General features: G+C 42.0%; 23 protein-coding genes and 1 tRNA gene. 9 read left to right on the top strand and 15 right to left on the bottom strand.

Annotation, left to right across the window (positions count from 1 at the left end; all coding sequences use genetic code 11):
* Nucleotides 1–88: 88 nt before the first annotated feature.
* From AABK37_RS24205 to psbZ, 4 genes are all read right to left on the bottom strand, one after another.
* Nucleotides 89–160, bottom strand: a tRNA-Gly gene (locus tag AABK37_RS24205).
* 107 nt (nucleotides 161–267) lie between these two features.
* A complete protein-coding gene (gene ribH / locus AABK37_RS24200) occupies nucleotides 268–843 on the bottom strand; it encodes a 6,7-dimethyl-8-ribityllumazine synthase (protein ID WP_089126889.1) in 576 nt (191 codons plus the stop codon).
* A 17-nt stretch (nucleotides 844–860) separates the two neighbouring features.
* Nucleotides 861–1,097 carry a hypothetical protein gene (locus tag AABK37_RS24195; RefSeq protein WP_432554070.1) on the bottom strand — a complete coding sequence of 79 codons (237 nt, stop codon included), beginning with the start codon at nucleotides 1,095–1,097 and terminating at the stop codon, nucleotides 861–863.
* A 37-nt stretch (nucleotides 1,098–1,134) separates the two neighbouring features.
* Nucleotides 1,135–1,323, bottom strand: coding sequence for a photosystem II reaction center protein PsbZ (gene psbZ, locus AABK37_RS24190; RefSeq protein WP_039739253.1), 189 nt, complete (start codon nucleotides 1,321–1,323; stop codon nucleotides 1,135–1,137).
* 601 nt (nucleotides 1,324–1,924) lie between these two features.
* Between psbZ and AABK37_RS24185 the strand changes: the two genes are divergently transcribed.
* Nucleotides 1,925–4,633 (top strand): CBS domain-containing protein, encoded by a 2,709-nt coding sequence (locus AABK37_RS24185; RefSeq protein ID WP_432554069.1) that lies wholly within the window; start codon nucleotides 1,925–1,927, stop codon nucleotides 4,631–4,633.
* 16 nt (nucleotides 4,634–4,649) lie between these two features.
* On the opposite strand, the gene AABK37_RS24180 is transcribed toward AABK37_RS24185, so the two are convergent.
* Entirely contained in the window at nucleotides 4,650–4,886 is a 237-nt protein-coding gene (locus AABK37_RS24180) for a type II toxin-antitoxin system HicA family toxin (protein WP_432554068.1), read from the bottom strand.
* A complete protein-coding gene (locus AABK37_RS24175) occupies nucleotides 4,879–5,103 on the bottom strand; it encodes a type II toxin-antitoxin system HicB family antitoxin (RefSeq protein ID WP_432554067.1) in 225 nt (74 codons plus the stop codon). Before AABK37_RS24175 ends, AABK37_RS24180 begins: the two co-directional genes overlap by 8 nt.
* A 43-nt stretch (nucleotides 5,104–5,146) precedes the next feature.
* Here AABK37_RS24175 and AABK37_RS24170 point away from each other — a divergent pair, with 43 nt between their 5' ends.
* From AABK37_RS24170 to AABK37_RS24150, 5 genes are all read left to right on the top strand, one after another.
* Nucleotides 5,147–5,551, top strand: coding sequence for a DUF4365 domain-containing protein (locus AABK37_RS24170; protein ID WP_432554066.1), 405 nt, complete (start codon nucleotides 5,147–5,149; stop codon nucleotides 5,549–5,551).
* Nucleotides 5,548–6,093, top strand: a complete 546-nt coding sequence (locus AABK37_RS24165) for a hypothetical protein (protein WP_432554065.1) — start codon at nucleotides 5,548–5,550, stop codon at nucleotides 6,091–6,093. The genes AABK37_RS24170 and AABK37_RS24165 overlap by 4 nt, the downstream gene beginning before the upstream one ends.
* Before the next feature lie 288 nt (nucleotides 6,094–6,381).
* The gene (locus AABK37_RS24160; RefSeq protein WP_432554064.1) at nucleotides 6,382–6,711 is read left to right on the top strand and encodes a DUF6825 family protein; all 330 of its coding nucleotides are present in this window, start codon (nucleotides 6,382–6,384) and stop codon (nucleotides 6,709–6,711) included.
* A gap of 227 nt (nucleotides 6,712–6,938) precedes the next feature.
* Nucleotides 6,939–8,624, top strand: coding sequence for an ABC1 kinase family protein (locus AABK37_RS24155; RefSeq protein ID WP_432554084.1), 1,686 nt, complete (start codon nucleotides 6,939–6,941; stop codon nucleotides 8,622–8,624).
* 19 nt (nucleotides 8,625–8,643) lie between these two features.
* A complete protein-coding gene (locus AABK37_RS24150; RefSeq protein WP_432554063.1) occupies nucleotides 8,644–9,369 on the top strand; it encodes a Stp1/IreP family PP2C-type Ser/Thr phosphatase in 726 nt (241 codons plus the stop codon).
* Here the strand turns inward: AABK37_RS24150 and AABK37_RS24145 are convergent.
* Nucleotides 9,366–9,494, bottom strand: a complete 129-nt coding sequence (locus AABK37_RS24145) for a hypothetical protein (protein WP_432554062.1) — start codon at nucleotides 9,492–9,494, stop codon at nucleotides 9,366–9,368. The two genes, AABK37_RS24150 and AABK37_RS24145, sit on opposite strands and share 4 nt — an antisense overlap.
* 473 nt (nucleotides 9,495–9,967) lie before the next feature.
* On the opposite strand from AABK37_RS24145, the gene AABK37_RS24140 reads away from it, so the two are divergent.
* On the top strand, nucleotides 9,968–10,165 hold the full coding sequence (locus AABK37_RS24140) for an NblA/ycf18 family protein (RefSeq protein WP_039740518.1): 198 nt from the start codon (nucleotides 9,968–9,970) through the stop codon (nucleotides 10,163–10,165).
* A gap of 413 nt (nucleotides 10,166–10,578) precedes the next feature.
* Here AABK37_RS24140 and AABK37_RS24135 read toward each other — a convergent pair whose 3' ends face one another.
* The gene (locus AABK37_RS24135; protein ID WP_432554061.1) at nucleotides 10,579–12,141 is read right to left on the bottom strand and encodes a serine/threonine-protein kinase; all 1,563 of its coding nucleotides are present in this window, start codon (nucleotides 12,139–12,141) and stop codon (nucleotides 10,579–10,581) included.
* A 412-nt stretch (nucleotides 12,142–12,553) separates the two neighbouring features.
* Between AABK37_RS24135 and AABK37_RS24130 the strand changes: the two genes are divergently transcribed.
* Together AABK37_RS24130 and AABK37_RS24125 are read left to right on the top strand one after the other, a co-directional pair.
* Nucleotides 12,554–12,934 carry a type II toxin-antitoxin system HicB family antitoxin gene (locus AABK37_RS24130; protein WP_432554060.1) on the top strand — a complete coding sequence of 127 codons (381 nt, stop codon included), beginning with the start codon at nucleotides 12,554–12,556 and terminating at the stop codon, nucleotides 12,932–12,934.
* The gene (locus AABK37_RS24125) at nucleotides 12,931–13,353 is read left to right on the top strand and encodes a type II toxin-antitoxin system VapC family toxin (protein ID WP_432554059.1); all 423 of its coding nucleotides are present in this window, start codon (nucleotides 12,931–12,933) and stop codon (nucleotides 13,351–13,353) included. The genes AABK37_RS24130 and AABK37_RS24125 overlap by 4 nt, the downstream gene beginning before the upstream one ends.
* Nucleotides 13,354–13,394: 41 nt before the next feature.
* Here the strand turns inward: AABK37_RS24125 and AABK37_RS24120 are convergent, their stop codons facing one another.
* The 7 genes from AABK37_RS24120 to AABK37_RS24090 form a co-directional block, all read right to left on the bottom strand.
* Entirely contained in the window at nucleotides 13,395–13,694 is a 300-nt protein-coding gene (locus AABK37_RS24120; RefSeq protein WP_432554058.1) for a barstar family protein, read from the bottom strand.
* 16 nt (nucleotides 13,695–13,710) lie between these two features.
* Nucleotides 13,711–15,909, bottom strand: coding sequence for a protein kinase domain-containing protein (locus AABK37_RS24115; protein ID WP_432554057.1), 2,199 nt, complete (start codon nucleotides 15,907–15,909; stop codon nucleotides 13,711–13,713).
* 6 nt (nucleotides 15,910–15,915) lie between these two features.
* Complete coding sequence (locus tag AABK37_RS24110) at nucleotides 15,916–16,701, bottom strand: PP2C family serine/threonine-protein phosphatase (protein ID WP_432554056.1); 786 nt, start codon at nucleotides 16,699–16,701, stop codon at nucleotides 15,916–15,918.
* Nucleotides 16,702–16,717: 16 nt separating this feature from the next.
* Nucleotides 16,718–17,374, bottom strand: coding sequence for a vWA domain-containing protein (locus AABK37_RS24105; protein ID WP_432554055.1), 657 nt, complete (start codon nucleotides 17,372–17,374; stop codon nucleotides 16,718–16,720).
* Nucleotides 17,375–17,538: 164 nt separating this feature from the next.
* The gene (locus AABK37_RS24100) at nucleotides 17,539–17,985 is read right to left on the bottom strand and encodes a hypothetical protein (RefSeq protein ID WP_432554054.1); all 447 of its coding nucleotides are present in this window, start codon (nucleotides 17,983–17,985) and stop codon (nucleotides 17,539–17,541) included.
* 139 nt (nucleotides 17,986–18,124) lie between these two features.
* Entirely contained in the window at nucleotides 18,125–19,351 is a 1,227-nt protein-coding gene (locus AABK37_RS24095) for an anhydro-N-acetylmuramic acid kinase (RefSeq protein WP_432554053.1), read from the bottom strand.
* Nucleotides 19,352–19,421: 70 nt separating this feature from the next.
* Nucleotides 19,422–19,926: universal stress protein (locus AABK37_RS24090; RefSeq protein ID WP_432554052.1), on the bottom strand; the 505-nt coding region annotated here is incomplete at its 5' end.

Below are 19,926 nucleotides of genomic sequence, written 5' to 3'. Positions count from 1 at the left end.
GTAAATAGCAGAAGTAGAGGCGTTCCGGACGGAACGTCTCTACAATAAAGGTTTTAGATTGTAATGCGATCAATCTACTTTCTTCAAAAGCGGGTAACGCGATTCGAACGCGCGACATTCACCTTGGCAAGGTGACGCTCTACCACTGAGCTATACCCGCAACTTGCATATAAATATTATAATTTCACATTAATCAGAATTTGTCAACACCTTAATTAGTTAAAAGTCAAAAGTCAAAAGATTCTTGACTCTTGACTCTTGACACCCTTAGACGTGTTCTTGTGACTCGGCGGCAAATTCACCTAAGCTGGCACTTTTAAAAGACGGAGGCAAAGATTGAGAATTCCGATATGGCTCTGCCAGGTTAGAGCGCAAATTCCGCATGAGGCTAGCCATTTCCAAGGCACTCATGGCGTATTCCCAACCCAAATTACTTTTAATACCTGCCCTTTCTAAAGCTTGTTGCATCGTGTCCGTTGTCAAAACGCCAAAAACTACCGGAACGCCAGTTTGAAAGGCAGCAGCGGCAATACCTTTAGCTACTTCAGAGGATACGAAATCAAAATGAGGCGTTTGCCCTCGGATAACAGCACCCAGACAAATTATTGCATCATATCTTTGAGAAAGCGCCAGCTGACGAGCCACTACTGGCACTTCAAAACTGCCGGGAACCCAAACATAATCTACTTGAGTTCCTTGGGGATTGACATCTACGCCGTGGCGTTTCAAGCAATCTTGACAGCCTTCTAGCAGCTTACTGGTAACGAGGTCATTGAATCGACCAATAACCACTGCAAACCGCAAAGGTTCTGTCTGAGTAAAAGTTCCCTCGAAAACTGCCATAACTGCCTCTTAATCAATCAACTATACATATCAGCCAATATACATTTCTTATTTAAAAGTAGAGCAGCAGGAAAGTTTGGGAGATGGGGGGAGGGGAGAGGGGGAGAGGGGGGGACAAGGAGAGGGGGAGGACAAGGGGGAGGGGGAAGCAGGGGAAGAAATTTCTCCTTGTCCCCTTGTCCTCCTTGTCCTCCTTGTCCCCTTGTCCCCTTGTCTCCTTGTCTTTTTGTCCCCCTCTCCCTCTGATGAAGCAAATCTTTATACTATTTGCCAGCGCACACTAGTAGTCGCCTATACCACAAAAAAGTTTAATAGACCAACTAAAAACACTAAGGCAAACCAGACTCCAGAACCGATCCAAAGTAGCTTTTTCGACTCATTCCAATTTTGCGGAGTGGCATAAGCTACCGGAACACCAACAACCATGACAAACGACAACGCAACCAGCGCGACTAATGCAGCTTGAAATATAATGGTCATTTTTCCTTCTCACTTTTACAGCTAAATACTAAAGATAGAATATCGTGAAGTACCCCAACCAGATCGCGCTGAGATTTTGATTCTCCCAAAACTCATTGAAATCCGGGACGGTCTTATTCGTCTGTTGAGTTTCCCGTCTCAACCGCCGTTGCCACGTTAGGCATCCCTATTTCTAGGAATTCGTCACTCAAGACGATAATGGTCTTATACAGCGTCCACAGGCAGCCGCCCTGCTTCCCAAGGCAGATATTGTTTTTTAACGAGGTTCACCATGATTGTCAAGAATCAGGGGGTAAACCCATTCCCCCTTTCTCACGATAGTTACCGTGGTAAGCGTTCTACCGCTACTGTTACCTTTGTTGACTGCCGTGTGGGTGGGTCATCGACCATTGAAATACTACCATCAAATGAATGCGAAACCACTTCATACTAACAACTCAATAGCGCTGCGCTGAGGAGGAAAAAGGAGGCGATTAGTTAAAGAGCAACACTTAAAATCTTTCCCAGCTGTAAGCTAGTAGCAATTGTAAGCATTTAGTCATTAGTCTAAAAATTGATCCTTGACTGTTGACTATTGACTGTTGACTATTGACTCTTAACTATGGACTTAATTCTTTGCCACACTACAGCTGATTTTGATGCGTTAGGAGCAGCGGTAGGGCTAACGCGCTTGCTACCAGGAAGCTTGATTGTGCTGACTGGCGGTTCTCATCCACCTGTAAGGGATTTTTTGGCGTTGCATCGCGATGAATATCCGTTGATTGAACGGCGTTCGGTCAATCCAGAAAAAATTCGCTCTATAAGCGTGGTGGATACGCAACAACGCGATCGCCTGGGTAAAGCTGCCGAATGGTTAGATTTACCCAACTTAAAAGAAATCATAGTTTATGACCATCACATCGGGCAAGAATCAGATATTCCCGCCACGGTCGCGCATATTTCTTCTGTCGGAGCCACCACAACTTTAATGGTGGAACTATTACAAAAGCAAGAAATTTCCCTCACTCCTGCCCAAGCCACTGTCATGGCTTTGGGTATTCATGTTGATACTGGCTCTCTCACCTTTGACTCTAGCACCCCGCGAGATGCTTTAGCTTTGGCTTGGTTGATGCAACAAGGCGCTAGCTTGTCGGTAATTGCTGAGTATCTAGATCCGGGTTTATCCGTACAATTGCAGCAATTGTTAACTCAAGCTATAGACAAATTGCAATCTATATGCATACGGGGATATGCGATCGCCTGGGTGATTCTGAAAACAGATAAATTTGTGCCTGGGTTATCAAGTCTTGCCTCGCAGCTAATGACGTTAACCGAAATTGATGCTTTACTGCTGGCAAATGAATATCCAGCGGAAAACGAATCGCGGTTAACCGTGATTGGGCGATCGCAAATCAAGAACGTTAATCTTCACGAATTATTTGAACCTTTAGGCGGTGGCGGACATTCTCAAGCTACATCGGTCAACCTGCGCGGAGTAGATCCACAAGTCATATTAAACCAACTTATTGACAGCATAAAAGCTAATATTCCTCATCCTCCCACAGCGAGAGATTTAATGTCCTCTCCAGTCCGCACCATCCTTCCAGAAACTACAATCGAAGAAGCACAGCGCATTTTGTTGCGCTACGGACATTCTGGTTTATCTGTCGTCGATGCTGAAGCACAATTAGTAGGTATAATTTCTCGCCGAGATTTAGATATTGCTTTGCATCACGGGTTTAGTCATGCACCAGTTAAAGGCTACATGACAACTAACCTGAAAACAATTACACCAGATACGACACTCCCCGAAATCGAAGCGCTGATGGTGACATATGATATCGGACGCTTACCAGTGTTGCAAGATAAGCAATTATTGGGAATTGTCACCCGCACTGATGTTTTGCGGGAATTACATCAAGGGGAAGAAAGAGGAGGGGGGGAGAGGGGGAAGGGGAGAGGGGGGGAAAGTATTGTTATTTCTCAATTGCAAGATAAACTTGCGCCGCAACTTTGGCAATTACTTAACTTAGCATCAAAAGAAGCAGAAAAACGCGGTTGGCATCTTTATTTAGTTGGGGGTGCGGTGCGAGATTTATTATTAGCTGAAGAATCTGCAAGTGCTTTGATGATTAAAGATATTGACCTTGTAGTTGATGGCTTTCACAAATCAGCAGAAGTCGGTGCTGGTGTAGAATTAGCACATACGCTTCAGCAAGTTTATTCTAATGCACGTTTAGAAATTCATGGCGCTTTTCAAACTGCGGCTTTGCTGTGGCATAATGACCCAGAATTAGACTCTTTGTGGGTGGATATTGCTACTGCTAGAACTGAATTTTATCCTTATCCGGCGGCGAATCCGGAAGTAGAAGCGAGTTCGATTCGTCAAGATTTGTATCGACGAGATTTTACGATTAATGCGATCGCGCTACGATTAACTTCTCCCCGCGCTGGTGAATTACTCGATTTTTTCGGCGGTTTGCTAGATTTACAAGCAAAGCAAATTCGCGTTTTACACGTCAACAGTTTTATCGAAGATCCGACGCGCATTTATCGCGGTGTCCGCTTTGCTGTACGCTTTAAATTTCAAATTGAACCGCAAACAGAAGCGTATATTCGTTATGCGATTAACAGCGGCATTTACGATCGCACTGTCCAACAAAATAGCAAAACTCCAGCTTTACAAACTCGACTCAAAGCCGAATTAAAGCATATCTTAGAAGCGCATTATTGGAAAGATGCTTTACAGTTACTCGATAATTTAGGGGCGTTGCAATGCATTCATCCTACACTAAAGTTAGATGAAGAATTATTGCGGCAATTACGTTTATTAGAACGCTGTTTGCGACGATTTGATACTCAGCAAAGTTTGATTCACTGGCAAATGCGTTTAGAAGCTATCATCGCCCATCTAACACCAGAATATCGCGGTAAGGTAGCAAAAAATCTGCAATTTCCAGAAGATAGTATCAAAAGGTTAGAAAATTTAACATCTGCTGAAGCTGAGGTAATGACATTATTACCAACTTTCCAGCGTCCGAGTCAAGTAGTGCAATTGCTGCGAAAATATGACTTACCAATGTTAATTTTAATTGCGGTGCAAAGTGCGCGATCGCTCCGGCGGAAAATTTGGCAATATTTGACAGTATGGGCTAACGTTCAGCCGATTTTGAATGGCAATGATTTAAAAAGATTGGGGTATAAACCGGGACCGCAATTTCGGCAAATGTTGGATGATTTGCTTGCTGCTACATTGGATGGAGTTGTAGGCGATCGCATTTCTGCTGAGGAATTTTTATTACAACATTATCCAAGTATAAATCATACATAATTATGCACTTACTAGCTTACTCACTATCATCAGAAGTGTCTTCAACAATATGATTGTCAGTAGGTTTGATAGCTTGCATAACCTGTTGAACTATCTTTGGGTGTAAAACTTTGCCTGAATGAAAAGGAATCACAACCCTAACGTCCTCTAAGCGATAAACTCTATGACTGCCTTTGCTTCTAATCTGGATAAAGCCAGCATCTAATAAGAGTTTTTCCGCTTCCTTAGGATTGAGACGCGGTTGTTTAGGCAACTTGCACCTCTAAAGTCATAGTTAGTATTTCCTTGTTTAAAAGTGCCTGTTTTTCTGACTCTGATAAAGTTTCTAGATAAAGTTCAACTGCTTCTGTGATATTTTCTCTTACCTCTTCTAGAGAATCTCCTTGAGATTGACATCCAGGAAGTTCTGGACAATAAGCATAATATCCATTCTCATCTTTTTCGATAATAATATTTGTTTTGTAAAGCATATAAATCATCTCCTTTTTTTAATAATATCATATAGATATTAATATGCGATCGCCTGTAGATTTAGGTATTGCTGTTAGAGGCAATATTGGAAGCATCTGCTCTCCAAGATTAGAATTGCAGTTAAAATCAACATCAACAGATGTCCTTGATGAAAACGCTATCCGCTACCCCATCAAACTGAAAAATTATGATGATTTAAGAATAACCAACTTTGCCATTCCTAGAATTTTAGTTGTAATTTTGATACCTGAGAACCTAGCAGACTGGTTGCAACAGTCTGAACAAGAACTTTGTATGAAGTATTGCGGATATTGGGTATCACTGCGAGGAATGCCCCAAACCCAAAATTCAACAACTGTGACTATCACGATACCAAAAACTAATCAATTCACAGTCGTTGCTCTTCAGTCAATTATGCAAGGCATTGGTCAAGGAGTAAAACCATGAAAGTGACGGTACGGGATGCGTCCATTCTTAAATGCGTAGAACCACAACAACTAAAGAATTACCTACTTTCTTCAGGCTGGCATGAAGACCGCCCCTTTCTTGATAATGCCACTATTTGGCTAAAAAATGTACCATTAGGGGGCGAATTTGAAATTTTGCTACCTTTGCGCCAAAGTTTAGGTGATTACGCTGCAAGAATCAGCGATGCTATCAAAATATTAGAAGAAGTAGAGAATCGTTCTCAAATAGAGATTTTAAGTGAACTTATTGAGAATGTCCCAGATATTACAATTTCAGGTATAGTTACGCAGATTAAAACTCCAGATGTTGATAAATTAAGTGGAGAAATTACATTACAAGGCGTTGTTTTTGATCGGCTGCGTAAAATTAAAACCGAACTTAATGAGCATGATTACATCTGGGCTATTAAAGCGTATCAAGAACGCTTACCAGTAAAAATTACTGGTGATTTAATCAAAAATAACAATACGTTTATTTTGAAACATTCTCGGAATTTTAAATGTTGCATAGAAGCAGAATAACTAAGTAGTCTAAATCAAATTTATACTAAATTAGTAACGAAGGCGGGGTAAACCATATTCCTTAATCACTGCAAAAGCATTATTTTCGATAATATTCTCAAAAAACAAAGCAATCCAAGGATTTTGAGAAAGTGCAATCACAATGCGACAACCGAGGCATACTTAAGCATAAATTATGCTTCACCCATTGGCGGATGTCGCTTTAATAAAAGCCCAGTACTAAAAGCAGAAGCGGTAAAGCAGACAGGCAAGCTATAATTCTCTTGCGGATGAGCGTAACAAAAATTTATGAGTAACCCCCTTGTGCAAGCCTTTTTCGTTGGTAGAGCGGTAGCGGAAATCCTGAATGAGCGCGTAGAAGTCGCTATAACCGACGCTTTGAGTGAACTTGGTAAATTTGATGCTGAAGCTAGAGAGCAGCTGCGATCGTTTACAGAAGAAGTTTTAGAGCGGGCAAATCAAGCCGCAGAAGCTGCGGGTGCTAGTACATACACTACAGGAAGTACACAAACTGGTTCTACTTCAGTTGATGTGCAAGCAACGATTGATGAACTGCGAGCAGATATTGCTCTGTTGCGAACCGAATTACAACGATATCGCAGCAATTTTGCTGGGTAGGAGTTAGGAGTTAGTAGTTAGTAGTTCGTAGTTAGGAGTTAGGAGTTAGGAGTTAGTAGTTAGTAGTTATGAGGACAACCAACAACTAACAACTAACAATTCCCCAACTAACAACCAACAACTATCAACCAACAACTCAACAACTAAGAATTATTAAAAACAGTTTAGGAATCAGAGTGTCTTTTCTTCCTGGTAATTTAGTCAAAAACCAGCGGTACACACGGCATATGGAAAAGGGTTATTCAGATAAAGCATACCGTTGGAATCGCGATAACTACTCTAGTAGACGGCGCTTTGTAGACATTTGGGGTTTTGTCTTAACTTTGATGTTCAGGCTTTGGCTCTATAACAAATCTTGGAGTTATCCAGGTGGAGTCAGTGAGACAAAGCAAGCAGGCAGACGCAAGGCACAAGCGATTTGGATTCGCACTACCCTGCTAGATTTGGGTCCAACTTTTATTAAAGTTGGACAACTTTTTTCTACTCGTGCTGATATATTCCCGGTCGAATATGTCGAAGAATTGGCAAAGTTACAAGACAAAGTGCCGGCATTTAGCTATGAGAAGGTAGAAGCGATTATTGAGCAAGAGCTAGGCAAGAAAATTCCCGAACTTTTTCACAGTTTTGAGCCGATTCCTTTAGCTGCTGCCAGTTTGGGTCAAGTTCATAAAGCTGTGTTGCATTCGGGGGAATCTGTTGTTGTCAAGGTGCAACGTCCTGGACTCAAGAAGCTTTTTGAAATTGATTTAAAAATTCTCAAAGGCATTACACGTTATTTTCAAAATCATCCCAAATGGGGACGCGGACGAGATTGGATTGGTATTTATGAAGAGTGTTGCCGCATTCTTTGGGAAGAAGTTGATTATCTCAATGAAGGTCGCAATGCGGATACTTTTCGCCGCAATTTTCGCAGCTACGATTGGGTGAAGGTGCCGCGAGTTTACTGGCGCTACACTTCGCCGCGAGTGCTGACTCTAGAGTATCTCCCAGGTATTAAAATAAGTCAATACGAAGCTTTAGAAGCGGCGGGTATAGACCGCAAAGCTGTGGCTCGTCAAGGTGCGGAAGCTTATCTGCACCAGTTGCTTGATAATGGCTTTTTCCATGCCGATCCCCACCCTGGTAATGTTGCTGTCAGTCCGGATGGTTCTTTGATTTTCTACGATTTCGGGATGATGGGGCGGATTAAGTCCAACATTCGTGATGGACTGATGGAAACGTTGTTTGGGATTGCTTCTAAAGATGGCGATCGCGTTGTCCAATCTCTCATCGATTTGGGAGCATTAGCACCAGTAGATGATATGGGACCTGTGCGACGCAGTGTCCAGTATATGCTCGATCATTTCATGGATCAGCCGTTTGAGAATCAGTCTGTGGCATCAATTAGTGACGATCTTTATGAAATAGCTTACGATCAGCCATTTAGATTTCCCGCAACTTTCACATTTGTGATGCGAGCTTTCTCTACTTTAGAGGGAGTCGGTAAAGGCTTAGACCCAGAATTTAACTTTATGGAAGTTGCCAAACCATATGCAATGAAGCTTATGACGAATACGAATGGTAATGATGGCAATAGTTTTCTCAATGAATTAAGTCGGCAAGCAGCTCAAGTCAGCAGTACCGCATTAGGACTACCACGTAGATTAGAAGATACACTAGAAAAACTGGAACGGGGAGATGTGCGGGTACGCGTGCGATCGCCTGAAACAGATCGCCTGCTGCGCCGACAAAGCAATATTCAGCTAGGAATAAGCTATGCTCTGATTATCAGTGGATTTACTGTTTCTGCTACGATTCTCTTAGTGAATCATTATGTATGGTTAGCATTGCTTCCTGGTTTAATTGCTGCCGGAGTCTCAGTTGTGCTGATTCGCCTGCTTTTACGCCTCGACCGTAATGACCGTATGTATTAATTGTTGGTTGCAAAATTTTATGAAACTTAACTTTACCGGTGTTAGTGACCCCGGACTTATTCGTTCTAATAACCAGGATGCTTACTATATTGACCCAGAAGGACGATTTTTCGTCGTTGCTGACGGTATGGGTGGTCATGCAGGAGGCGAAGAAGCAAGTCGCATTGCAACTGGGCAAATTAAGGCATATTTGTCAGCAAATTGGGATTCTTCTAAACCTTGCGCCCAATTGCTAGAGGAAGCTTTAAACCAAGCAAATGATGCGATTTTGCACGATCAGCAAGATCACCAAGAACGCGCTGATATGGGGACAACGGTTGTAGCGGTGATTTTTCGCTCTGGAGAGCCACCTTGGGCAGCTCACGTTGGCGATTCGAGATTGTACCGTTTCCGCGATTCTAAATTAGCCCAGATAACTGAAGACCATACCTGGGTAGCACGGGCAATTAAAGTTGGTGATATCACCCCAGATGAAGCCCGCAATCATCCATTCCGTCATGTGTTATCGCGCTGTTTGGGACGTGAAGACCTACATCAAGTTGATGTGAGACAATTGGATATTCAATCAGGTGATCGCTTGCTATTGTGCAGTGACGGTCTAACAGAAGAGCTTATCGATGAAAAAATTGCTTATTACCTCCAACAAAGCCCTTTAATTGACAAAGCTGCGATCGCTTTAGTTGAAGCCGCAAAAGAGCAAGGCGGACACGATAATATCACCATTGTCATCGTCGCACTCGATTAAATTGGGAATTGGGCATCGCGCATTGGGCATTGGGGAGGCAGTGCGTTGGACGGGTTTCCCGGCTTGAAGCACCTGCCGTCATCGCGCATTGGGCTTTTCCTCTTTCCCCATTCCCCATGCCCCATGCCCCACTCCCCAGTTGGTACATATACTCAGCATTTTGTTCAGGTTGAGCTTTTTTTTTCTTGACAACTTGATACAAATAAATTTAGCCTCTGGATTTACTTCAGAGGCTAAATTTATCTAATTTGGTTAATTGACATCTTGCACTTTCTCTGGTATCGCGAATATAATTCACGATTACAGCCTTTAATCGTCCCTTTCCCCGGACGAAAAAAGGAAGTTATACCATTGCCACTTGCAAATCTCTGAATATTTCCGAAATCTGCTTCAACAGACTTGAGTTATATATCAGTAGGTGTAGATGCAAGATAAATCACCAAAAAATACCTAACTTGGGGTATGGGCAATCTGTCAAACAATTGTTATCTTTTTTAATACGGAGGAACAAATGTACGACAATTTGATGTCCATCTACTAACCGATTAGGGCTTCTGTAAACGACATAACTTGTATTCGTTGTCTTTTGGAGTTAATTATGAATCAGCCAATTGAATTATCCCTGGAACAGCAATTTAATATCCGCTCATTTGCTACTCAAGTGCAGCACATGAGCCACGAACAAGCTCAAGACTTTTTGGTTAAGCTTTACGAACAAATGGTTGTGCGTGAAGCAACTTATAAAGAGCTTCTCAAGCATCAGTGGGGCTTAGATTCCGGTTCCGCTATGGCATAGAGTAGTTCTCGTGTCGCAGTGGGCGACCTCCTTCTCTTGCTCGGTTCCAAGGAGGAAAAAAGCTGGGGATGTTTGGGGCGTCAACTCGATAGGCAACTCAAATCACACAATTAAAAGAGCGAAAACTCAACCAGAAAAGTATTATAACTACATTCTTGATGTAGTTTCAACTGATTGTAGTTTTTAGGTTAGCTTTGCATGTGCATTAAACAAATGTCATTAATTTGTTTTGCAGCACCCAGAGCAAAAATTACACGTTTATACTTACATTCATTCGCTGGATTCTCAAAGAGAGCAAACCGCAGCGTAAATCCAACCAGACTTTGCGAAAGCCATTTTTAACTTCACTATTTATATCTTTTATAACGATATCTTGCAAGTTACATATTTTCTTTACAAAAATTAATATTCACTCAGATTGAAACTTGGTCGCAAAGGTCGAACGGTGAATCAGTATCAATTAGTTCGAGCTTTGCCAAAATTTGCGGCTTAATCTTTTCATACTCGTTTTTGAGTAAATTTTTACTAATTTGCGGATCGACAGATGACACAAGTGTGGTGCTAATTGTTACCCATTGTTGAAGTCGTTGGCGTTGGGCGGGGGCGATGCTTGAAAATTGGATATGAGCACAACTTTGGGGAGCCTCCCGTGCGAAGAACAAAAGCCGATAGTGACCTGTATTGCCCAGTAAGCGGGTAATTTCTTGACCAACACTTGTTTTGAGGTCGAGATAATAAGGCAGCCATTTAGCACCATGTTTGCGGTTGTAAATGACGGTAATCCACAGCAGCATCGGGTGAGGAGAAGTAATAAAAAGAAATTGATTGTAACGAGTACAAATTAAGCGATTTTCAATTTCCTGTTTGGGTAACATCACCCACAGAGCCGGACAAATATTGCCATTGACACGGATGGGTTGGGGAAAAACAATATCGGCATTCGGTTTATTTTGGGGCCAAGAAGTGACACGAGCCAGTTCATCGGTTGAGAAGGACGGACGCAAATCTATCTTAGTCTTCGGCTCGAAAGAGGCTGGAACAGCAAGCAACTTAGTTGAAGCTTGGATATCTTGCTGAGTGCTAAGACTGTAACTTTGTTCTAGAGATGCCAAAACCTTGAGGATTTCACTGATATTTTGAGGACGCGAATTAACTGTTTTGGCTAGACAACTCATAATCAAATTCTCCAATTCCTTTGGTACTAAGTCTTTGGGCACAAATTCACTGAAAGAACGCGGTTGTTGATAGTGATGTACTTTATACCATGCTCCAAAAGAGTGTGTTGGTGCGGCTAGAGGCATTTTACCTGTGAGCATTTCAAACATCATCACGCCCAAACTATAAATATCTGAGCGGTTATCAAGTTCTTTGCCCTCCATTTGTTCTGGAGAAGAATAAGCCAGCGTACCTAAATAGTAGTTAGTATGATTGCTATCTGATTGTAATAACTTAGCAATTCCAAAATCGAGAATCTTGACTAACTCACCAAAACTAGGGTCACTAATCACCAGCATGTTGCTGGGCTTGATATCCCGGTGGATAATTGGGCAGACTTTACCATCAACTAAAATGCCATCATGAGCGCACTGCAACCCCAAACAGATTTGCCGCGTCATACTTAAAAAAGTGGGTAAAGTCATCTGTTGGTTGCGGATGACATGACTCAAGTTTTTTCCGTGCAGGTATTCCATAACGTAGAACGGGGTATTATTCTCATCTACGCCATAGTCCATCACGCGAACAATGTGGATGCTTTTTTGTCCGACTAAAGCACAAGTTTTTGCTTCTCGCTCAAAGCGGTCTTGCAATCGCATCTTTTCATTTTGCATTGATAAGGCGAGAAATTTAACGGCAACAGGTACACCTCCCAACAAAACGTCTTTCGCACGATAAACCCGACCCATTGCTCCAGTACCAATTAACTCCTGAAGCTGGTAACGTTTGCACAAGTAACGATTAATGTTGGGGTCTGACATAGAAAATTTGACTCTAATAAAACTACAATTGGGTGTAATACCTATCCGTTGGATAAGTAAGTATACGGGTTGGAAAGTTGAATCAAAAAAACCAATTAGTATATTTACTTTGATGTTTAGTACTATTGGGAGCTTTGACTCGGATTTATTTTGCCCAATCTTCACCCAATAATTATTAGTCATTAGGGATTTTTGGTTGTTATCTCTATGCTTGTCACTATCGGCAGAGAAAAACAGACAAATGTAACTAGTACCGCAAAATCATTTTGCTCAAAGCTACTAAATTACTTATTGAAAGCTATTGTAGCGATCGCTTGTCAGCGTAAATGCCTTTATTTTACCCAAGAATAAGCCGGCGTGATGTACCTTTTTGTTAGTTAGAATCAAGATAACCTTTGAGGTAAATAATATTATGAATTTATCTTTTTTAACATCTCCTCGCCGAAAGTCGTCTAAGTTGACTTATGATGTACTGATTGAAGATGAAAAATATGGTGGGTTTAGTGCAACGGTAATAGGTTTACCAGATTGTCAAGCCATAGGTGCTACTAAAGAAGAAGCTTTAACAAGTTTATATGAGCGCTTGACTGAGCGTTTGGCTAAAGCCGAAATCGTCTCTATGAAAATCGAACCTCCCAAAGCCGAACATCCTTGGATGAAATTTGCTGGTATGTATAAAGATAATCCGCTTTTTGATGAGGTGCAGGCTTATATAGAAGCCGAACGCCGTAAACTTGATGCAGAAATGGAGGAATATTACCAGCAACTCGATGCAGAGGATAAAGTAAAGTGAACCTGTGGATACTTGATACCGATCATCTGACGCTTTTTCAAAACGATCATCCACTTATAAAGCAGCGTATAAACCAAATTAATCCAGAAAATATTGCTGTAACAGTTGTTACATTTGAAGAACAAATGCGAGGATGGCTGAACGCTATCAATCAATCTTCCCAATCTGAGCGAGTGATATGGGCTTACAAAGGATTATCGGATGGAATAAAATACTTCAACAATGTTAAGTTGCTTGATTTCACCCAGGATGCTTACAGTTGTTATAAAAATTTAGTTCGTCAAAGAATCCGTGTTGGTACGCAAGATTTGCGAATTGCCGCGATCGCTCTTTCAGTCAATGGTATCGTAGTTACACGCAACCATAAGGATTTTGGAAAAGTTCCTAATTTAACAATTGAAGATTGGACGGTAGGTTAATATTCTTAGCTTGAGGTGCGATCGCTTCACCCGCACTTTATTTAATTCAGCAGAAAAAGAGTCAGCGGTGTATTTGTTGTCCCCCAGTATTCTTCAGCAGAGCGCAAAATGTCAAGTGCTATCTGCCATTGAGTAGGGTCAGCCTGCGCGAAGATATCAGGGCGATCGTACAATAACACATATCCTTCAGCCGCACACCATGTTAAATCGGTGATACATTCATCAAACGCATCCCAGTTAACCCCAAAGTAAGCCGGAAAATTCATTGCTTCAGCAGCTTTTCTTAAAAAGGTTTCTTGACTCGAAATTTCTCTACCATTTAGATAAAAAACTTGAGTCACTTGTAGGTATAATCCTTCAATTATTTTCTTTTACTTTAACGAGTACATTATCAAACTGCACAGCAACCCCTTCAGTTTCACCACCCGACGATATAAATCCAATCTCGCCGTCAGAGCGCGAGTCATCTTCAAAACTTCCAATTATCTTATCATTAACATATCCAATAATCCTATTTCCATTACAGACTATTCTTAATCGATTTGTACTGTTACCTAAATTAACATTATGTATATCGCTAACCTTCATTATCCAATTTTTACTTTCAATTTTTCCAAATTCAATATATCCCTCACCATTAATTAGTAAGTAATAAAATTCACATTCTTTCTCTCTAGCAACCAACCCAAACTGTGGATTATTAGGCCCACCTACTTTGATAACATCTGCTGAAAAATCAACATCTTTTAAATACTCATTCTTTTTCCAGGTAGACCATCGACTTATATTTCTATCAACCACAAGTTGAAAGAGAGCTTCGTTTTTTATTTCAGCATTTTCACTTATAAACCAGTCATCAATGTTAGGATTATTGAAATCTTCTTGAAGTACAACTCTTGTAAAAGCTGTTGTATCAAAAGGGACTACCAGTGTCGAATATGTGTATAGTGCTGATCCAAGTACAAAAATAAGAGTAAAAACTTTAATGGTTTCTGTTAGTGCAGGGTTTGGTGATACTTTTGATGTCGAATTAGTTTTTGCAGTATTTTGAGATAATGATATAATCATAACTATGAAACCTATGAGAAATACCAACCACCATCCAGCGAGAAAAGATTCGGGATTTATAAAACAATTAATAACTCCAAGGGTGGGGACACTTATTGCAAGATTAACTCTGGAAATAGAAGACAATTTTAGTCGGTCTGGCAAAGCAACAATCATTCCGGAAACTAATGCCAATAAAGACCAAATTATCACGCTAATAAAGTTCAAAAATCCTCCAGTAACTATATAATGTAAGTAAGTAAAGCCTACAATACAAAAATTAGAGATAACAAGCCCAAGAAGAAATCCAGGGTTACTATTTTGTCGTTCACTGTTAAAATATTGAGCGACTTGTGCATTAACCTGATTAGTATTTGCTGTTGGTGTAATGTTAGAAGATTGAGCGAATTGTGTATTAACCTGATTGGTATTTTGATTGTTACTTTGGGTAGTTGGTGCAGCAACACTAGATTGTGGTTGCGGTTTTTCAACCCCAGGAAAGATATCAACTTTAAATTTACTTGCTCTTTTGCACCAATAACAATTGCCATAAGTTCGGCTGTAGTAGTGACTATCAAACTTTCCACACACTGTTAACTCATTGACAGCAATTTTTAGGGCTTTAACCCAATCTCCAGCACTTGGGCGTAAATTAGGTTGTGTATGCCCATTATTAAAGCATTTGAGAAAACATTGCTGAACCTCTGGATGGAGAATATTCAGGGGAATCGTGTTTGCTACTGGCTGAATGAGATTGTTTGGTTCATAAAGCCATAACCCTCGACGGATTCGTTCTTCAGGTTCTTCTGATGCATCCCCCGTCCCTATATAGTTTCCCTTAAAGGGAGTTTCGCCAAACAATAAATGATAGATAATCAGAGCTATCCGAAAGCGATCGTGTACTTGCGTTTGGTCAATCGTTGAGAAATCTTTTCCGATCAGTTCCGGGGGTGTAAAGCCTTCAGAACCAACTCCACAGCGATAAATCTTATTTGTGATGAGATTGCGAACCTGAAACGAATCTGTATCAATAATCGAAGGCAAAGCGCGATTATTGACAAGAATATTTGCCGGCTTGATGTCACCCATTACATAGCCTTCAGCGTGAATTGCTTGGATAATTGAAGCGATATTTAGCGCTGTTGTATGGAGAAAACGCCAATCTACCTCAAGTTTTTGCTGCTTACGACGCTGGGGATTGTAAACATCTATAAGTTGTTTAGCGTTTGCGATCGCTGGCATCAAAAAACCTACACAATTCCCATTAGCATCTTTTAACAGCGATTTGGGCCAAGCAAAAGAAATATGGTTGAGGTGAGAGTTTGGCTCTCTAGGTGGATGCGCTACCATCACCTCTAGCTTCTGCACATGCTCAAGTTTTGGCAATGTTTTGTAAATTTTTGCTACATAGCCGTTGCGATCGCTTTGCCAAACTATCCCCTCACCACCGCTAGCAATCTCTTTACCTAAAGTAATCGATTGACCCGTACTGCCACAGGTGTAAATCATTGAATTTTATTGTCTATCAAAAAGGCACAAAAGCAAGGTTTTATCATCGTCGGTGCGAGCGTTCAGCCGTTCAGATTGTAGGAAGTTGATGACATACTCATTTTCCTCCTCAGGATTCTTGGTTTCCCAGAGGTATTCCTCTAATGGCTGAAAAAACGGTGCAAAGGGTGTCCAATCGCTCATACGAATTGCCACTTTCTCCAGTCCATCCGTGGAAGCACAGATAAACTCTTGTTGTCCTTGCAGCACATCCACCTGCATTTCATCCAACGCATTGGCTGAAGTGATAAACGTCGTTTCGTTGACAAATTCGCCTTTATCTGGATTGAAAAGCAGTTGATGTTCTGAGTCTTGGGGACGCACCACCATGAATCCATCCCCAATCTGCATCGCTGCAACCCATTGGGGAGTCGCTACGAATACCAAGAGGGTACAAGCCAAGTCATTGATTGAATAATCACTGCTGTCTGCTTGTTTGTGCAAAGCGGCGATCGCTTTTTTCGTTGTTTTGGCAAAAAGCCTTTTAGCTTGTTCTTTAGATGGCTGCGAGAATCTTTCCCAGCAACGTTTTTGCTTGTGGATATATTTATCAATTCTGCTCAAGTATTCGAGTACTGTCTCAACTGCCAACTTAGCGCCAACATCAGAATATTTGGCACTACCAGCACCATCTGCAACTGCCCCGACAATCACATCATTCAAAATGCGATAATGTCCGTAATCTTGACAGGGTATCTGCTGCTTTTCATGACTGGTTCCGATCTCAAAACGCGCAACTGCTCTCCAAGCCACAAAATCTCCTTAAATTCTAGGTGGTAATTTGACCCCATCCCACAGATGGGAGGGCTACAGCTTGCCCTACTTTGCCGCTGGAAACCCGTTTCATGGAAGTAGAGAGCCAAACGAATAAAGAACGAAAATCTAAGCCATTCAGCATTATAGGGGGACGTTCTGGCGGGGCAATTTGTCTAAGGGTCTTCATATCTGCACCCTGTACACCAACGGGAAAGAACACGAGTCGGCGCTGTGTTTCGGCTTCTTTCAGCCGTTGTGACGCATACTGCCAACTATCCGTTGGCGCTCCATCTGTAATTAAAAATATCCAAGGGCGATAGTATAGAATACCATTTTCTTTGTAAGTAAGTTTACGACCTTCTAACAAATCTAAAGCGTACTCAATCGCCTCGCCCATCGGAGTATTACCATTAGCTTCGAGCTTGGGCGGTGTAAACTGGTCAATGGTTGTGAAGTCTTGGGTTAGCTGCACTGGTCCAAATGTGACTATAGCCATTTCTACACTCAACGATGCCTGAGAATCTCTCAGTACATCTTCTTTGAAAGCCGCAAGCCCTCGATTTAACTCTTGGATTGGCTGACCGTACATAGAGCCAGAAGTATCAAGTAACAAAATAACTGGGCAGCGGTTTTCGGGATTTTCAACGAATTCAGGCAGACCTACGGGCATTCAATGCTCCTGGTTGGGTAAACTAGTCGAAGGAATATATAACTTACATTTTTAGCTTTAAAATTTTTACTGTTAATTGCTAAACAAAGCAATGTCTCACGAACAGGCTCTGCTAAGATGCGATCGCTATACTCACCGTCTTCGCAAAATGTGAATAAACCCAATTATGTTGGCTGACGCTCTAAGCTGGCTTCCATTGTGCTAGTTAAGAAATGACCGACAAGGATGCCACTGGTTAAATAGTAGCTATCATTATTGACTCGGTGTAAAGTTTCAAAGCCACTGCGACGTTGGCGATCGCTTAATACCCAATAACGCTGCACAATTGTATCTTGAGCAATCCAGCCTTCACCTTCAACCTGCCCCAAAACATTATGTTGTAGTAAAAAAGTATACTGACGCTCTCCATCATGAAGACGCCCTTTGTAGAGGAAAGAAATGTCAGGGCGATCGCTAGCTGGAAATATCAGCTTTGTTGCCATTGTGAACCAGTTATCTCGATTCCAGGCTACCAAGGTCATACCCTTGACGCTGATTGGCATTCCGTTACGTTCTAGCCAACTTCCTTGCATCGTCCAGCGTCCTGGTTCTAATAAAAAAGTATGAGCCACCTTGTACGATCCTTGCCTTGGCAAATTAAGTACAGTATAGCCGCAGAGTGGGGAGTGGGGGAGGGGGGGAGGGGGGGAGACAAGGGGGACGATTTGAGAGACTAGGAAGAATTTATACCTAGTCCCTAGTCCCTAGTCCCTAGTCCTTAGTCCCTAAGCAAATTTCTCCTAGAAGAACTTCTTGACTGGCGCCTGTGGCTGTTGGTAGGTTGCCGGGGATGCCTAAGTTTCGCCAATAAGCTAAAACTGCGAAGGCGATCGCTTCTTTAAAATCGGCACTCAACCCGACTTCATCTGTGGTTAATACCGGGATTGATTGTAATAAAATCTGCAAGCGATGCTTCAAATAAAGATTGCGACTACCGCCACCACATAAAAATACTTGCTCTGGCATTTGCGGTAAAAATGTGCGGTAATTGTGAACAATTGAAGCTGCGGTTAGTTCGGTAAGAGTTGCTAGCAAGTCAGCAGAACTGAGTTGATATATTTCTGCGTCTTTTAAACACTGATGCAGGTAAGCAACGCCGAATAACTCTCGACCGGTGGATTTAGGCGGGGGTAAATGAAAGTAGTCTTGATTTAGCCATTGTTCTACTAATGGATGACAGGGTGTGCCACTGGCTGCCCAGTCGCCGTTTTCATCGTATGTTTTCGCACCAGCTGTTAAATGATGTACCGCCAAATCTAATAAGCTGTTTCCTGGTCCTGTATCCCAGCCGAGAATTTTTTCGAGCCAGTTGTCACGACGAGGTGGTATATAAGCAACATTACCAATACCGCCGATATTTTGAATACAACGCCCTTCTTGAGGATGACTGAGCAAATAGGCATCTACTCTAGGTACGAGGGGCGCACCTTGACCACCTGCGGCAATATCAGCGGCGCGAAAGTTACTGATAGTGGTAATGCCTGTCAGATGAGCAATTACAGCACCGCGTCCGAGTTGCAGGCTGTAACCTAGGGGGGCGGGGGAACCCCGCCCGTACAGCAGTGGCGAGTTATCAATTCCCCTTGTCTCCCCCTCCCCCCCTCTCCCTTTCCCCCCCTCTCCTTCTGGTGGTCGATGGTATACTGTTTGACCGTGGGAGCCAATTAAAGAGGCTGGCTTGTGACCGTTTTGGATATTTTGGGCAGCTTGGGCAAAAGCGATCGCGATCGCATCATCTAATTCTGCCAATTCTGCCATTGAGATGGCTTTTCCAGCACAAACTGCTAAAATTCGCTCTCTAAGTTCTGCTGGGTAGGGATATGTTTCTCCGGCTAACAACTCAATTTTCAGATCCAAATCTGTGCCGGAAATATCTACTAAGGCAGCGTCTATACCATCTACCGAGGTGCCACTGATTAAACCGATTACATAAGTCATTCGATTTTGGATTTTAGATTTTTAATTAAAGTGGAGATACAAAAAGATTTGGGTAATTGCTCGTTGGTATCTACAACTGAGTACTATTGTTTTTCTCAGTGGCAATTATATGTAAATCAACGTTTTTGAGCAAGCGGACTAACGTTTGTGTTAAAGATCCTTTCCAGAGTATTTGCCAGCGGGTTCGCTGACTTTCGCCAATTACAATCTGGGTGATGCGATATTGTTTCGCGACTTCTGCGATCGCACCAGCCACATCATTACTGCTGATATGAATAAATGTACCTTCAAATTCTTTACACAGTTTCTCACAAGTTTCGATATATAAACTTTCTTCTTTGGTGAGGAAGCGGTCTTTTTCTTTGACAAATACTGTAAAAATAGGGGCATTCATATAATTAGCAAGCCTAGCCCCGCGACGCAATAGTTGTACTGAGTTGGGATAGGTGGATACGCACACCAAAACCCGCTCGTGAATGTTACAGAATTGTCCTGCGGGGGTGGAGGCGATCGCATCTTCTTCGATGTTGTCTGCGACTTCCCGCAAAGCCAATTCCCGCAAAGCTATCAAATTG

Source organism: Tolypothrix sp. VBCCA 56010 (assembly GCF_050875635.1).
Taxonomy (GTDB): Bacteria; Cyanobacteriota; Cyanobacteriia; order Cyanobacteriales; family Nostocaceae; genus Hassallia.
The sequence above is the reverse complement of the archived record's forward strand: the minus strand, read 5'-3'. Positions and strand labels throughout refer to the sequence as shown.

What these genes read in the sequence shown, in the direction of transcription:
- ribH (WP_089126889.1), bottom strand. Translation starts at nt 843, where the DNA reads ATGGCAGTTTTCGAGGGAACTTTTACTCAGACAGAACCTTTGCGGTTT.
- psbZ (WP_039739253.1), bottom strand. Translation starts at nt 1,323, where the DNA reads ATGACCATTATATTTCAAGCTGCATTAGTCGCGCTGGTTGCGTTGTCG.
- AABK37_RS24185 (WP_432554069.1), top strand. Translation starts at nt 1,925, where the DNA reads ATGGACTTAATTCTTTGCCACACTACAGCTGATTTTGATGCGTTAGGA.
- AABK37_RS24175 (WP_432554067.1), bottom strand. Translation starts at nt 5,103, where the DNA reads ATGCTTTACAAAACAAATATTATTATCGAAAAAGATGAGAATGGATAT.
- AABK37_RS24170 (WP_432554066.1), top strand. Translation starts at nt 5,147, where the DNA reads ATGCGATCGCCTGTAGATTTAGGTATTGCTGTTAGAGGCAATATTGGA.
- AABK37_RS24165 (WP_432554065.1), top strand. Translation starts at nt 5,548, where the DNA reads ATGAAAGTGACGGTACGGGATGCGTCCATTCTTAAATGCGTAGAACCA.
- AABK37_RS24160 (WP_432554064.1), top strand. Translation starts at nt 6,382, where the DNA reads ATGAGTAACCCCCTTGTGCAAGCCTTTTTCGTTGGTAGAGCGGTAGCG.
- AABK37_RS24155 (WP_432554084.1), top strand. Translation starts at nt 6,939, where the DNA reads ATGGAAAAGGGTTATTCAGATAAAGCATACCGTTGGAATCGCGATAAC.
- AABK37_RS24150 (WP_432554063.1), top strand. Translation starts at nt 8,644, where the DNA reads ATGAAACTTAACTTTACCGGTGTTAGTGACCCCGGACTTATTCGTTCT.
- AABK37_RS24145 (WP_432554062.1), bottom strand. Translation starts at nt 9,494, where the DNA reads ATGGGGCATGGGGAATGGGGAAAGAGGAAAAGCCCAATGCGCGATGAC.
- AABK37_RS24140 (WP_039740518.1), top strand. Translation starts at nt 9,968, where the DNA reads ATGAATCAGCCAATTGAATTATCCCTGGAACAGCAATTTAATATCCGC.
- AABK37_RS24135 (WP_432554061.1), bottom strand. Translation starts at nt 12,141, where the DNA reads ATGTCAGACCCCAACATTAATCGTTACTTGTGCAAACGTTACCAGCTT.
- AABK37_RS24130 (WP_432554060.1), top strand. Translation starts at nt 12,554, where the DNA reads ATGAATTTATCTTTTTTAACATCTCCTCGCCGAAAGTCGTCTAAGTTG.
- AABK37_RS24115 (WP_432554057.1), bottom strand. Translation starts at nt 15,909, where the DNA reads ATGATTTACACCTGTGGCAGTACGGGTCAATCGATTACTTTAGGTAAA.
- AABK37_RS24105 (WP_432554055.1), bottom strand. Translation starts at nt 17,374, where the DNA reads ATGCCCGTAGGTCTGCCTGAATTCGTTGAAAATCCCGAAAACCGCTGC.
- AABK37_RS24095 (WP_432554053.1), bottom strand. Translation starts at nt 19,351, where the DNA reads ATGACTTATGTAATCGGTTTAATCAGTGGCACCTCGGTAGATGGTATA.